Annotated in this window: 11 protein-coding genes and 1 tRNA gene; 3 read left to right on the top strand and 9 right to left on the bottom strand. The window is 64.8% G+C overall.

Annotated elements, in window-relative coordinates; genetic code table 11:
* Positions 1-28 precede the first annotated feature (28 nt).
* Positions 29-3,976 carry a hypothetical protein gene (locus QGN30_RS13590; protein ID WP_134770565.1) on the top strand — a complete coding sequence of 1,316 codons (3,948 nt, stop codon included), beginning with the start codon at positions 29-31 and terminating at the stop codon, positions 3,974-3,976.
* A gap of 106 nt (positions 3,977-4,082) precedes the next feature.
* Here QGN30_RS13590 and QGN30_RS13585 read toward each other — a convergent pair whose 3' ends face one another.
* Positions 4,083-4,451, bottom strand: coding sequence for a hypothetical protein (locus QGN30_RS13585; RefSeq protein ID WP_134770566.1), 369 nt, complete (start codon positions 4,449-4,451; stop codon positions 4,083-4,085).
* Between the two features lie 209 nt (positions 4,452-4,660).
* Here QGN30_RS13585 and QGN30_RS13580 point away from each other — a divergent pair, with 209 nt between their 5' ends.
* Positions 4,661-5,626 carry a site-specific integrase gene (locus tag QGN30_RS13580; RefSeq protein ID WP_326564871.1) on the top strand — a complete coding sequence of 322 codons (966 nt, stop codon included), beginning with the start codon at positions 4,661-4,663 and terminating at the stop codon, positions 5,624-5,626.
* A gap of 211 nt (positions 5,627-5,837) precedes the next feature.
* Here the strand turns inward: QGN30_RS13580 and QGN30_RS13575 are convergent.
* From QGN30_RS13575 to QGN30_RS13540, 8 genes are all read right to left on the bottom strand, one after another.
* Positions 5,838-5,911 (bottom strand) — tRNA-Pro (locus QGN30_RS13575).
* Between the two features lie 273 nt (positions 5,912-6,184).
* A complete protein-coding gene (locus QGN30_RS13570; protein ID WP_248923482.1) occupies positions 6,185-7,732 on the bottom strand; it encodes an IS1182 family transposase in 1,548 nt (515 codons plus the stop codon).
* Positions 7,733-7,872: 140 nt separating this feature from the next.
* A complete protein-coding gene (gene der, locus QGN30_RS13565; RefSeq protein ID WP_038536523.1) occupies positions 7,873-9,273 on the bottom strand; it encodes a ribosome biogenesis GTPase Der in 1,401 nt (466 codons plus the stop codon).
* The gene (gene cmk, locus QGN30_RS13560) at positions 9,270-9,941 is read right to left on the bottom strand and encodes a (d)CMP kinase (protein WP_248923121.1); all 672 of its coding nucleotides are present in this window, start codon (positions 9,939-9,941) and stop codon (positions 9,270-9,272) included. Before cmk ends, der begins: the two co-directional genes overlap by 4 nt.
* The gene (locus tag QGN30_RS13555; RefSeq protein ID WP_038536528.1) at positions 9,938-10,681 is read right to left on the bottom strand and encodes a pseudouridine synthase; all 744 of its coding nucleotides are present in this window, start codon (positions 10,679-10,681) and stop codon (positions 9,938-9,940) included. The genes cmk and QGN30_RS13555 overlap by 4 nt, the downstream gene beginning before the upstream one ends.
* Positions 10,681-11,361 carry an SMC-Scp complex subunit ScpB gene (scpB, locus tag QGN30_RS13550; protein ID WP_026071366.1) on the bottom strand — a complete coding sequence of 227 codons (681 nt, stop codon included), beginning with the start codon at positions 11,359-11,361 and terminating at the stop codon, positions 10,681-10,683. Before scpB ends, QGN30_RS13555 begins: the two co-directional genes overlap by 1 nt.
* Positions 11,362-11,606: 245 nt before the next feature.
* Positions 11,607-12,425, bottom strand: a complete 819-nt coding sequence (locus QGN30_RS13545; RefSeq protein ID WP_008257548.1) for a segregation/condensation protein A — start codon at positions 12,423-12,425, stop codon at positions 11,607-11,609.
* Entirely contained in the window at positions 12,422-13,285 is an 864-nt protein-coding gene (locus QGN30_RS13540; RefSeq protein ID WP_008257550.1) for a ParA family protein, read from the bottom strand. The genes QGN30_RS13545 and QGN30_RS13540 overlap by 4 nt, the downstream gene beginning before the upstream one ends.
* Before the next feature lie 235 nt (positions 13,286-13,520).
* On the opposite strand from QGN30_RS13540, the gene QGN30_RS13535 reads away from it, so the two are divergent.
* Entirely contained in the window at positions 13,521-14,270 is a 750-nt protein-coding gene (locus QGN30_RS13535) for an O-methyltransferase (RefSeq protein ID WP_038536530.1), read from the top strand.
* The last annotated feature ends 122 nt before the right edge of the window (positions 14,271-14,392 follow it).

Genomic DNA, 14,392 nt, shown 5'->3' with positions numbered 1-14,392 from the left:
AGCGGGGCATGAGGACGAGCGGACTCTGATGCCAGAACTCGATTGGGAAGGATTCCGTGCGCTCCCCGGTGAAGCGACTAGAAACTTTGAAAACCTCTGTCGCGCTACGGCCTTCCACAGCTACTTCCGCTACGGCCGTTTCGCGGCGCTGGCACAGCAGCCGGGAGTCGAGTTTCATCTCAAGATCGATCTGACCGATTGCCCGCTAGGGAACCCCGGGCGCTGGTTCGGCTGGCAGACCAAGTGGTGGGATCTAGCTGCGGGCCGTCCAATTGGAGCAAATCGAAGAGCAGACATCGTCGACTCAATCAAGACGACGAAGGAGCACGAACCCGATATCACGGACTGGGTGCTGTGGACCCGACGACCGCTCAGGTCTTCCGACCAGACTTGGTTCTACAATCTCGAATCGGCCAGCGAAATGAGATTGCACCTCTGGACGGAAGACAACCTCGACGAGCTACTAATCGGTGACGCAGAACTACTGCGCCAAGCGTATTTCGGGAATCTTGTCCTCACACCGGATCGACTGGCCGCGCAGCATAGGCTCGCCGCTGCGGAGGTCGGTGAGCGGTGGATGCCAGAGGTCAACCAAGATTCGGCTGCCGAGCAACGCTTGCGGCGGATACTCGCAGATGGGGAATGGTGGCAAGTTTTAGGGGTCGTCGCCTCTGAGATCGAGCGCTTCGCCCTCGCGGTTGAGGAAGCGATGACGCCTCTCGACGAGACGCTCGCATCAGAAGTCGCAGCAATCATCGGAGCGTGCCGTGGCATAGCCGCGGTGCTTGAAGTGGCCTACCAGGAACTCCGCGACGGTGGCGCCGTAACGGCACTAACCTCGCTCGCCGGTGCAACCGTGCCGCCCGCGCCCCCTGCAAACCCCGTCGCGTTGAGGCGATTACGTGGACTGCAACATCCAGCCGCTCTGCCGCTTACAAATCTACTGGCCCACACTCGGGACGCAGTCCATCTTCCTGAGGACGTTGAGAACCACTTGACTACCTCGCTTGCCGTGGTCACTGGCGATGCTGGGTTCGGCAAGACTCAGTTGGCGGCCACACTGTCGGCTCCTACCCAGGCTCGGCCAGCTGGCGTTCTGCTTTATGGACGACGTGTTACTCAGAACGACACCCTCAACGATCTGGCACGCCAGATGACGATCGGTGGGCAGCCGGTTACGGCGTTCGAAGAGTTGCTCGCAGCTGTCGACGCCGCCGCCACACGTGCGAGGTGCCGGTTGCCAATCGTGATCGACGGCCTGAATGAAGCTGAAGTCGTGACGATCTGGATCCCGCTACTACGGAGCCTGCTCGTACTTCTCGAGAAGTACCCATCAGTACTCGTCGTGTGCACGGTTCGTCAAGACTTCGTCGAGCATGCCGTACCTGACGAGATAGACGAAATCCTCACCCTGAGTGGGTTCGAGGATATCGATGAGGCGATCGACCGTTACTTCGCCCACTACAAGATTGATCCGGGCGATGCGGAACTACCACGTGAATTGTTCAATCGTCCACTCTCGCTAAAGATTTACTGTGGCGTAGCCAACCCCGATCGAGAACAACCAGTCGGCATCGAGCGGCTTCCCGAATCCCTCACCGGTATGTTCGACGAGTACCTGCGCGTAGCTGGCCATCGCATCTACGATCTCAACTCCAACATCCACCCGCTTGACGTCTTACAGGGGCTCGATGCCCTAGGCGAAGAACTCTGGACTACCCGCGCCCGACATGTTTCACAGCAGCGCGCGCATGAGCTCTTCAAGGACAACAGTGGATGGCAAAATAGCCTGCTCGCTGCTCTAGAATACGAGGTGGTCGTTCTCCGCCAACCAGGTGCCACGGGAGGGATGGACGTATCGCTCGTCTACGACTTGCTGGCTGGGCACGTCATCGCGGCAAGTCTGCTTCGTAAGCACGGTGCCGCCATCTCCGAACTCCTCAGCAAGGACAGCACCACGACGCTGTTTATCGGCGATGTGGACGAACGGCACCCGCTTGCCGCCGATATTTTCGACGCTTTGGCGGGGCTTATGCCGCGAGTGAGCGGACAACAGCTTTGGCCGGTCGTGCAAGAGCCCCTTCGATTGCCCGCATTGCGACGCGCGGCCGGACTAGAAGCAGACTATCTAGACGCTGCGACAGTTGATGCGATCGCCGAAAGCGTGGACCAACTGCGCGGAAGGCGATTCGATATCTTCGACCGATTCTTCGTGACGCGAGCTGCTCCGCGCCACCCACTCAACGCGAGATTCCTGGACCGGATCCTAAGCGGCCGTACAGTCGCGAATCGCGACTTGCGGTGGACAGAATGGCTGCGCGCCAATTCGCGGCTACTACGCGAGGATGCCGGTGCTTTGCGCTCGGGCTGGCAAGCCACTCCAGATCGATCAGACGCCGACCAGCTGCGAGCCCGATGGCTGATGTGGACGCTGACGAGTACGGATCGAGGTTTACGTGATGCTGCCAGCTCCGCCCTGTATTGGTTTGGTAGGCACGATATCGAAAAAATGTTCTCGCTCGCCCTCGAAGCGATTGCAATCAACGATCCCTACGTAGGAGAGCGGGTGCTCGCGGCTGCTTACGGTGTCGTTACGGCAAAGCAGTTGCACGACCCAGCATTTGGCCCGCCACTCGCGACTTATCTCCGGGGCCTGGGTGACGCTTTCATCGGAAGCAGTGCCACCAACCCAACATTCCACGCGCTCATCCGCCACTACGTCTCAGGCACCTTCGAATTCGCAAGGCGGTTTTATCAAGACGCAGTCCCCGCCGGGCCAGCCGTGCCGTTGAACTTTGCCGCCGGGCCGCCGGTCGAGGCTCTTAGGGATGGAGACCCTCGACGAGAAGAAGCCGACAAAACGATGGGAATGGACTTCGGGAACTACACCCTCGGAAGACTATTCTCCGACCGCAGGAACTACGACAACAACCACCCCGGTCACAGGGATGCAACCGATCACGTACTGGGCGTCGTACACGCTCTCGGATGGCGTTCAGATCTATTCACCGAAGTAGACCGCTCCATTGTCGAAGTTCGGCGCGATCGCGAGCCGGGTCGCCTTGAACGATATGGAAAAAAGTACGGATGGATTGGCTTCTATATCGTCGCAGGGATGCTGGCCGAACAAGGGCTGCAAGCGGATCATCCAGAGGTCGACATCGACCCGACATTCCCGCAAATACCGCCAACGGCACCGATGCAGCTTCCGACCTGGGCAAGGCCGACGCCTGCAAACAGTCGACGTTGGTTGCGGGAGGGACTTGTCCCGATCCCAGGTGATTTTCTAGCCCGTACGCATCTTGAGAATGACCATGGCCCTTGGATTCTCGCGCATGCAGAGATCAACGTGAAAGATACGGAGACGCGACGCAACACATTCGGTCTGTTCAATACCGTCCTCGTGGACGCCGCCGACTTGGCCGCTCTCCTCGAAGTATTCCAGGCTCAAGGGCATCCAGGGCGGGATCTTATCGAGCTTCCAGGCGAGTACTACCTGTTCGCGGGCGAAATTCCCTGGCACCACTCGTTCGCCTTGCCAGAACCAGGTGGGACGGTCGAAAGCATCTACAGAGAGCCGCCCTGGTCTAGGCGTCCGGAACTCAACATCGAGACGCTGGTTCATAGCTTCAACTGGGAGTCGTACCACAGCAACGAGAATCGAGCAGTCGGCTATGTTCCCAGTAAGTTGTTCTCTGAGGCGTTCGACCTGAGAAGCATTCCAGCCAGTTTCGACCAGGTCGAACCTTCGGGCGCGCCAGCCGCTCGATGCTTCTCAGCTCCGTCCGGCTTCGAAGGCGAACTGTTGTACCTTCGCGCTGACCTCGTCCAGAGCTACGCAGCTGATCGAGCGATCGTGACATTTGGTTGGGGGGAACGCCAACTCCATTTAGATTGGCATCGGAGGCTTCCAGTTTCGTTGCAAAGGCTTTATCAGGCATACGAGAACGTCTGGCGCACAGTGAAATTGCACTGAGGTGTCCGGTTCGCCTCGATGTGGGTCCGATGGTCAGAGCCTCACTCGGCCCATAGGCGAAATTGATGACGTAGATCAGCGCTTGCGATCAGTCGTCGGATTTAGCTCATTCTTTGCTAACCGCGAGTAGCTCCCGCATGACGAAGGCGGCGAACTTGATACGGTTATCTAGCGATCCGTCTCCAACAACAATCTCGGTCTCGTCGTATTCAGGTATCTCGTCGCGGTTCCAATGCTCTTGAGGAACAACCTTTTCAAACATACCGAGGTAGTGGGTCCGCTCGGGCAGAGGTGCGGTACTGCCCGCAGGAGCGATCGCGACAAATCGACCTGCAAGTTCGTACGCTTTAGCTGTTCCACTCGAAATCAGCTCGAGGGCAATACCACTCAATTCGTGTATCAGGTCATCATCGAGTTGTCGGAACACACTCAAAATGGTTAAGCTTTCTGGCGCACTGGCTTTCACGTCAGTCATGAGATCAATACGACACGCCGCACGCAACCAGCACAGTCTGTGAATGGTTGGCATATTGGCGCGCAACAACTCTGGCCGCGTCAGACCGCAAAGAGTCGACAAGGGCGCTCTATGAGAGCCTGTGCCGCAGGCACCTAGAACCAGCACCCTTCGGAGCAATACGGCTTGACCGGCTCAAACCGTCGGACGTCGAAGCGCTGGTGCTAGCAATGCGTGCGAAGACCAAGCCCGGCAAGCGAATCAACGACGATACCGATACCAAGACAGTGCGCGCGCTCAGCGATTCCACCATCAGACAGACCTACACCGTCCTGCGCGCAGGCCTCGACGGGGCGGTCCGCGACGGGCTTCTCGGCCGCAATCCCGCCGCGGCGGTCACGCGGCCCGGCATCGCCCGCCAGGAGGTCAAGCATCTCGACGCCAGCGGCGTCGCATTGGTTCTCAAGCACGCTGAAGAATCGCGGTACCACGCGGCGCTGGTGTTGATTGCATCGACGGGGCTGCGGAAGGGGCAAGCGCTGGGTCTCGCGTGGGACCGCATTGATCTTGACACCGGGGTGCTGAAGGTTACGGCCACGCTGGGCCGCATTGGAGACCGGCTGGTGATGAGCGAGCCCAAGACGGCATGTTCCCGGCGCGCGGTGCCGCTCAACGCCGGTGTAGTAACCATGTTGCGCAAGCACCGAGCCGCGCAGTTGGCTGACCGGCTGCGCGGCGGAAACCAGTGGCGCGAGACCGGGCTGGTCTTCACGACCGAGTTCGGCGGCCCGGTTGACCCTCGCAACCTGCTGCGGGTCATCGAGGTCGCGGCCAAGGCCGCGGGTGTCGCCGACGTGGGAGTGCACACCCTGCGGCACTCCGCAGCCGTCGCATGGCTGGAGGCGGGGTGCACATCAAGGCCGTCGCCGACCTGCTCGGCCATCCGTCAATCGCGGTCACGGGCGACGTCTACGGACACACGAGCGACGACACCGCCAGGGCCGCCATCGACGGCCTGGCGGGTCGCCTGGGGCTCTGACCCCGCTTACTCGATCTCACCCATCCACGGCTGCGGTTCCGGCCCGGTTTCGGCGGCGATGATCGACTCCCGTTGCTCCGGGTTGTTCCAGAGGTTCGGGCGGACTGCGAACTCGTCGCCGTCATTGATCCGGATCCAGAACATAGCGTCGTGGTAGCGGCGCTTGATGTTGATCGTGCCCATCTCGGGTCTCCCTTCTCGACCAGGGAGCGACTCTCACTCCCTCATCTATTAGGGGTCGAGCCATGCCATTTCACACTGCCGGTCGCACGACAACTTCAGACACGCGATCCTGGTTGGGGTGCGGGTTGGGGTACGGACCTAATTTCGATCGGCCAATGCGGTCAGAAACCGCCCTTGACCTGGTGTCGGGCTGACAGGATTTGAACCTGCGACCACTTGACCCCCAGTCAAGTGCGCTACCAAACTGCGCCACAGCCCGCGCGCCAGTGGTTCCACCGGCAGCAGGTCGAAAGCCTACCGTAAGCGCTCCGCCAATCCGCCAGGCGCCCATTCGTGGAAGGCCGGTACCTCTCGGCACCATGAGGTGATGCGCAAACGTGCTAGGAGGCTGCTGAATTAGTGGTCTTTGGGGGCGGGGTGCCTCGCGGCGCTTTTTGGCGCTGATGTGACCCTGAGGTCGACACAAGAGATCACCCCGCCGCGGTAAGGGTTGCAGGGCAGTGGCGTGTCGCGCAAGTCTCTGAGTTTAGGTTTAGGCGATGGCCCAGTTGGTTCCAGTGTGGTTGAGGCCCAACGTGATTAACCTGCGCAGGTTGATTGCGGCGACTCGGTGGTGCAGCCAGTGGTCGTTTTTGATGGTTCCGCGGTAGCGCAATCTGCGGTTGCCGCGGGTGAGCCAAGCGATGCTGCGTTCGACCATAGGCCGGTGCTGGTGGTATTCACTGAGCCAGTCGGGGTCGCGGGCGGCTTGGCGGGCAGCGCGCAGCGCGGCGTCGTAGCGGCCGACGAGCAGATTTTTGCCGGCGCGGCTACGGGTGCACCGCGCCCGCAACGGGCAGTCGGTGCAGGCCTTGCCGAAGAAAGCGCGACCGGAACGGCTGATCGGTCGGGTGAGCCCGTTGGGGCAGGTTGCGGTGCGGGCGTCGTGGTCGACAGTGAAATCATCGACGGTGAACCCCCCGGCCAACGCGCGGCGCGCCAGTGGGGGTTTGACCCGGTCGGTGTGGCCGCGTTGGGCCAGTTGGGCGCGGAATTCACCGGAGCCATAAGCCGCATCAGCCAGCACAGTCATCGGCCCAGATTCGTTGGCCAGCAGGGCCAGCCCGACGGCCACTTCGTGGTTGCCCACCCCGGCGGCCTTGGTCAGCGCACAGCCGGTGATGATGCCGGTATCGGGCTCCACCACCACATGCGCCTTGAATCCATCCTGCTGGCGGTGCGGTGATTTGTGCACGTGGCGCGATTCCGGGTCGACCGTGGAGACCACCCGGTCCGGCGCCACGCTCTGGGCGATGCGCCACTGCCCGTCAGTGCCATCCGAGCCCTCGGCCGGTTCGACGTCTTGGCCGGCGATCAGAGCCAGCAGCGCCACCGCGTCGGCGGCGCGTGGCTCCAACGGCTGTCCCGACAACTGGGTGAGCAGCCGCCGCGCGTCGGCGACCAGGGCATCGACCAATGCCTCTCGGGCTGCGGCGTCGTCCCAGATGATGGCCGGTTTACCCGGGTCGCTGTAGTCATGGGCCAAACAGTGGGCTGCGATGACCTCGGTGGCGCTTGGCACCTCACGGCCCACACGACGGATCGCACCGATGAGCTGAGTCACCGTGTCCTGGGTGGCCACCGCGTCATCGAGGACCGTGGAGTCCAAGGCCCGGCGCGTCTTTCCCGACAACGCCCCCGATTGAGCGACCACCGCCTTAACCACCTCGAATATCCGGTTCGGGCGATCTGATTCGGCCAGCCGGCGCCGCCAATAAGTCAGTGTCGTGGAATGAAACGCCGCAGCGGTAACCGGCAGACCGCACGCGGCTTTCCAGCGCAGATCAAACGTGACCGCATCGACGGTCTCGTTATCGGAAAGACCGTGCAGAGCCTGCAACGTGATCACACTGGCCATCACCTCAGCGGGCACACTCGGGCGGCCCCGCCGCGACGGGAAAAGATCGGCGAACAATTCCTCAGGGAACAACTGGCGGCGATGAGCCGCCAGGAAACCAAACACGCTGCCGCCCTTCAGAAGATGACCGGCAACCGACTCCGCATCCAACAACTCACGTTGATCATCAGACCGACCCTGCACCCACCAATCATCCCCAAATACCCCACCACAACCACGCCCGCCACGCGGATTAATTCAGCAGCCTCCTAGCGCATGCGCTATCGGATTCCAGAGTCACCACTCGGTCCGGCAGAAACCGCCACCTTCCAAACGCCCAGCGCTCAGCGCCGCCTGGCGCCCCGCTTTTCGCGCACCCGCACGTTGATCCGGATCGGCGACCCCTCGAAGCCGAAGGCCTCCCGCAGCCGGCGCTCCAGGAAACGCCGATAGCCAGCCTCGAGGAACCCGGTGGTGAACAGCACGAACGTCGGGGGCCGGGCGGTGGCCTGGGTGGCGAACAGGATCCGCGGCTGCTTGCCGCCGCGCACCGGTGGCGGGGTGGCCGCCACCACCTCTTTCAGCCAGGAGTTCAGCGGGCCGGTGGCGATCCGCGCATCCCACGATGCCAGCGAGGTCTCCATGGCCGGCACCAGCTTTTGCACGGCGCGGCCGGTCTTGGCGGAGATGTTGACGCGCGGCGCCCACCGCAGCTGCACGAGTTCGCGGTCGATCTCGCGCTCCAGCAGCTCGCGCCGGTCCTCGTCGACCAGGTCCCACTTGTTGAAGGCCAGCACCAGGGCCCGGCCGGCTTCGATGACCATCGACAGCACCCGCTGATCCTGTTCGGTTAGCGGGTCCGACGCATCGATCAGCACGATCACCACCTCGGCCGCGTCGATGGCCGAGTGCGTGCGCACCGACGCGTAGAACTCGTGGCCGCTGGCCTGACCGACCTTGCGCCGCAAACCCGCCGTGTCGACGAACCGCCACACCCTGTCGCCCAGCTCGATGAGGGAGTCCACCGGGTCCACCGTCGTCCCCGCGACATCGTGCACCACCGAGCGCTGATCGCCGGCTAGCTTGTTCAGCAGCGAGCTCTTGCCCACGTTGGGTTTACCGACCAGCGCCACGCGCCGCGGGCCACCGGGTTTGGGGCCCACCTCCGACACCGCGGGCAGCGCGGCCAGCACCTCGTCAAGCAGATCGGCCACCCCGCGGCCGTGCATGGCGCTGATCGCGTGCGGCTCACCGAGCCCCAGCGACCACAACATCGCCGCGTCCGCTTCGGCCTTGTCGCTGTCAACCTTGTTGGCGGCCAGGAACACTGGCTTTCCCGACCGCAGGAGGATCCGGGCGGCGGCTTCGTCGGCCGAGGTGGCGCCGACGACGGCGTCGACCACCAGGATCACCGCGTCCGCGGTGCGCATGGCCACCGAGGCCTGCTCGGCCACCAGCTGCTGCAGCCCCTTGGCGTCGGGCTCCCATCCGCCGGTGTCCTGCACGACGAACCGGCGGCCGGTCCACAGCGCGTCGTAGGACACCCGGTCGCGGGTGACGCCCGGGATGTCCTGAACCACCGCTTCGCGACGGCCCAGGATCCGGTTCACCAGCGTGGACTTGCCGACGTTGGGCCGGCCCACCACCGCCACCACGGGCGCCGGGCCGGCCTCCTCCTGTTCGTCGATGCCGAATTCGACGGATTCCCAGTCGCTTTCGTCACTCCATGTGCCGTCCTGGGTCACCGCACCGCCCCGCTTCGCTGGTCGACCAAGTCCCGCAGATGGGTGATCACCTGCGCCTCGGTCATCTCGCTGGTGTCGACGACCACCGCGTCGGGGGCGGCCCGCAGCGGCGACACCGCCCGCGTGGAATCCAGATGGTCGCGACGGCGGACGTCGGCGAGCGCGGCGTCGTAGTCGTCGGCCAGCCCGGCCGCCACGTTCTGGTCGTTGCGCCGACGCGCCCGCGTTTCTGCCGACGCGGTCAAAAAGATCTTCACCGGCGCGTCGGGCAGGACGACGGTGCCGATGTCGCGGCCCTCGACGACGACATCGCCCGGCCCAGCGGCCATCTCGCGCTGCAACTCGACCAGCCGGGCGCGCACCGCGGGCACCGCCGACACCGCCGAGACGGCGCCGGTGACGGCATCCCCCCGAATCTCGGTGGAAACGTCCTCTCCGGCAAGCAAACACCGATCGCCGTCCACCGACAGCTGCGCCGTCGACCCGACCCGGCCGACCGCGTCGACGTCGCCCGGATCGACGCCCGCACGCAACACGGCCAGCGTCACCATCCGGTACATCGCCCCCGTATCGAGGTAGCGGGCCCCTAAAGCGCGCGCCAATCCCTTTGACACCGAGGACTTTCCGGTGCCCGCCGGGCCGTCGATGGCCACCACTACCCCACTCACAGGCCCACCGCCTTGTAGAGCTGTCCGATCTCGTCGCGGCCCAGCGCCCGGAAGCTGCCCGGGCGCTGCTTGCCGAGCGACACCGGCCCAATGTCGGTGCGCACCAACGCTTCCACCGGGAACCCGGCCGCCGCCAGCAGCCGGCGCACGATGCGATTGCGGCCCTCGTGCAACGTGACCCGCACCAGCGTCTTACCCGGGATCGCGTCCACCACCGCGAACTCGTCGACCCGCGCGGGACCGTCGTCCAACTCGATCCCGGCGCGCAACGCCTTGCCGACACCGCGGGGCACCGACCCGGTCACCGTCGCCAGGTACGTCTTGGGCACCTCGTGGGAGGGATGCATCAGCCGGTGTGCGAGTTCACCGTCGTTGGTCAGCAGGATCAGCCCTTCGGTGTCCGCGTCCAACCGCCCGACGTGAAACAGGTTCTTGTTCCCGCGAACTCGCCGTTCGATCAAATCACCGATACACGGCCGCCCGCGGTCGTCCGACATGGTCGAGTGCACGCCGCGCGGCTTGTTCAGCGCCAGATACACCTGCGAATCGTCGAGGACGATCCGGGCCCCGTCCACACGGATCACCGAGGCGTCCGGGTCGACGCGGGTGCCCAATTCGGTCACCACCTGCCCGTCCACCTCGACGCGGCCCTCGATGATCAACTTCTCGGCGACCCGCCGCGACGCAATTCCGGCCTGGGACAACACCTTTTGCAGCCGGATTCCCTCAGCTTCGACCATCAATCCTGGTCCACGTCGAAGGTCAGCGCCGGGTCGGCCGCGTGGCCGCCGGAAAGTTTGATGAAACGTGGCTCGCTGTCCAGGGATTCGCTGAGGTCCTCGATCGTGTCCACGTCGGGCAGCAGCGGCGCGATGTCCGGCAGGTCGGCCAGCGACGTCAGCCCCAGGCGCTCCAAGAACAGCTCGGTGGTCGCGAACGTCGTCGCGCCGCTGTCGTCGTCCACCCCGGCTTCGGTGATCAGGCCGCGCGCCAGCAGCGTGCGCATCACCGCGTCGACGTTGACGCCGCGCACCGCGCTCACCCGCGCACGCGTCACGGGCTGGCGGTAGGCGACCACGGCCAGCGTCTCCAGCGCGGCCCGGGTGAGCTTGGACCGCGCGCCGTCCAGCAGCAGCTTTTCCACGTACGGCGCGAACCGGGCGCGGGTATACATGCGCCAGCCCTCGCTGTTCTTCCGCAGGTCGATGCCGCTGTCGCGCGCGGTCAGTTCCTCGGCCATCTCCTGCAGCTTGGTGGCGATCCGATACACCGGCTGTTGCGTGGCGGACGCCAGCGCCTCCGCGGTGACCGGGGTGTCCACCACCAGCAGCAGCGCCTCGAGCACCGAGCCGAGTTCCTCGGACTCCATCGGCGCGGCCTCGGCGATGTCCGGGATGCCCACGTCGAGATCGGAATCCAGGTCGACTTCGGGTTGCGCGGCGTCGCTGGGCTCCGCACCGTTCAGATGCCGTTCCTCGGCATCGCCGCGCTCTGCGTCGTCACCGGCGGTGCCGAAGCGCCGTTCCTCCGCATCGCCGCGCTCTGCGTCGTCACCGGCGGTGCCGAAGCGCCGTTCCTCCGCATCGCCGCGCTCTGCGTCGTCACCGGCGGTGCCGAAGCGCCGTTCCTCCGCATCGCCGCGCTCTGCGTCGTCACCGGCGCCCATCATGATTCGTCCCGCACTTCTACCAAGGCTTCACTGACCGGACGTTCCCCGGTCCACGAAATTTGGAGCACGCCAAGCGGCTCTGACTGGTCGAATGCTACCGCCCGCGACCGATACAGTTCGAGCAGCGCCAGGAACCGCCCGACCACCTCCATCGACGCCTCACAATCGGCGACCAGCTCGGAGAACGTCGCCCACGCCCCGCTGCCCCGCGCCTGAAGGATCGCCAGCAACTTCTTGGCCTGCTCGGGGACGGAGACCTGCACCTCGTGCAGGTGCGCCACCGACACCGTCGGGACGGGCCGCGGACTGAACGCGATCGCCGCGATCTGGGCGAAGCGGTCGGCGTCCACGCCGATCATCACCTCGGGCAACAGCTCGGTGAACCGGTCCTCCAGCGACACGGCGCGCGGGTAGCTGCGCAGCGCGGTGGCCTCCAGCTCGGCGAACATCTCGGCGACGTGCTTGAACGCGCGGTACTGCAGCAGCCGGGCGAACAACAGGTCGCGCACCTCCAGCAGCGCCAGGTCTTCGTCGTCGTCGACCTGCCCGGCCGGCAGCAGCCGGGCGGCCTTCAGGTCGAGCAGGGTCGCGGCCACCACCAGGAACGCGGTGGTCTCCTCGAGCTCCAGCTGGGGACCGATTTCGCGGGTGTAGGCGATGAAGTCGTCGGTGACCTGGTGCAGCGCCACCTCGGTCACGTCCAGGCGATGGGCGAAGATCAGCTGCAGCAGCAGATCGAACGGCCCCTCGAAATTGGTCAGGCGGACCTGAAAGCCGTTCTGCTGGGGCGCCTCACCATTTGCGGTCGCGTTCACGCGCCGAATCGGTCGATGAACTCGCGGGCCAACGCGCGATAGGCGATGGCTCCGGTCGATCGCGGGGCCCACGTGGTGATGGGTTCGCCGGCCACGCTGGTCTCCGGGAACCGGACGGTGCGGGTGATGACGGTGTCGAACACCAGGTCGCCGAACCGCTCCACCACCCGGGCCATCACCTCGCGCGAGTTGACCGTGCGCGGGTCGTACCGGGTCAGCAGGATCCCGCTGATCTCCAGCTTCGGGTTCAGCCGGTCGCGCACCTTGTCGACGGTGTCGGTGAGCAGCGCCAGGCCGCGCAGCGAGAAGTACTCGCACTCGGTGGGGATCACCACCCCGTCCGAACAGGCCAGGCCGTTGACGGTGAGCAGACCCAGTGACGGCTGGCAGTCGATCAGTACGTAGTCGTAGCGATCCAGCACCGGGTGCAGCGCCCGGCCCAGCGTCTGCTCGCGTCCCACCTCGTTGACCAACTGGATCTCGGCGGCCGACAGGTCGATGTTGGACGGCACCAGATCCATGTGCTTGACCCGGGTCTGCAGCAGCACGTCGTCGATCGACACCCGCGGCTCCACCAGCACGTTGTGGATGGTCTTTTCCAGCTCGTAGTGCGGGACGCCCAGGCCGGCGGACAGCGCGCCCTGCGGGTCCATGTCCACCAACAGCACCCGGCGGCCGTACTCGGCGAGCGCGGCACCCAGATTGATGGTCGACGTGGTTTTCCCGACGCCCCCCTTCTGGTTGCACATGGCGACAACTTTGGCCGGGCCGTGCGAGGTGCGCGGCTGTGGCTCCGGGATCGCCCGCGGCGGCCGCCCGGTCAGGCCGAGCTCGACGCCGTTGTCCGGCTGCTCGGTCATGGCGGGGGTGTTCGGGAGGTGAACATCGACCGAAAGTCTAACGGGTCCGCGCGCCGAAACCCGGCGACCCGCAGGCAATTAACCAGCCAATATGAGCGAAAATCGGTGGTGAAACGCACATCCCGACAGCCTATTCACTCCAGTCACAGCAGCACCAGTTCGGGGGGCGATGTGCCGGCCGCGAAAAGCTGTCGCCAGCGAGGGCACCGCCGGCGGTCGGCCTATCGTGGCCCCTATGGATCTCAAGCGACGGATACCCCTGCTGCGGTGGTCGGTCTGGCGGATGGCCGTCGGGAATCGCAACATCACCACCACGGGCCAGATCGGCGACGGGCGCGAAGCCGCCGCCGTTGAATACGTGCTGCGGAACGCCCGGGCCGGCGACGTCGACGACGTGCTGACGACCATCGACAAGTTCGCCTACGAGAAGTCGATGTTGATCAACGTCGGCGACGAGAAGGGACTGCTGCTCGACGCCGCGGTGCGGCGCGCCGATCCGGCGCTGGCGCTCGAATTGGGCACCTACTGCGGCTACGGCGCGCTGCGCATCGCCCGGGCCGCGCCGAAGGCCAAGGTGTTCTCGGTCGAACTCGCCGAGGCCAACGCCGCCAACGCCCGCCAGATCTGGGCGCATGCCGGCGTGGCCGACCGTGTGACGTGTGTGGTCGGCACCATCGGCGACGGCGGCCGCACCCTGGACGTGCTGGCCGAACACGGGTTTGCCGCCGGCACACTCGATTTCGTGTTCCTCGACCACGACAAGGACGCCTACCTCGACGACCTGAAAAGCATCCTGGATCGGGGCTGGCTGCATCCCGGCTCGATCGTGGTCGCCGACAATGTGCGGGTGCCAGGCGCACCGAAGTACCGCGGGTACATGCACCGGCATCAGGGCACGCGGTGGAACACCGTCGAGCACAAGACCCACCTCGAGTACCAGTCGTTGGTGTCCGACCTAGTGCTGGAGTCCGAATACCTGGGCTGAACTGACGCTCGAGCGTCGACTTGTTGTCGACGATTTCGCCGTTTTCGCGCAACAACTCCACGTTCGGCGGGAAGGGGGGCGTTCGGCGGGAAGGGGGGCGTTCGGCGGGAAGGGGGCGTTCG

It is taken from the genome of Mycobacterium sp. 3-98 (assembly GCF_035918355.1).
Lineage (GTDB): Bacteria > Actinomycetota > Actinomycetes > Mycobacteriales > Mycobacteriaceae > Mycobacterium > Mycobacterium intracellulare.
This window is presented reverse-complemented; position numbering and strand designations above follow the sequence as displayed.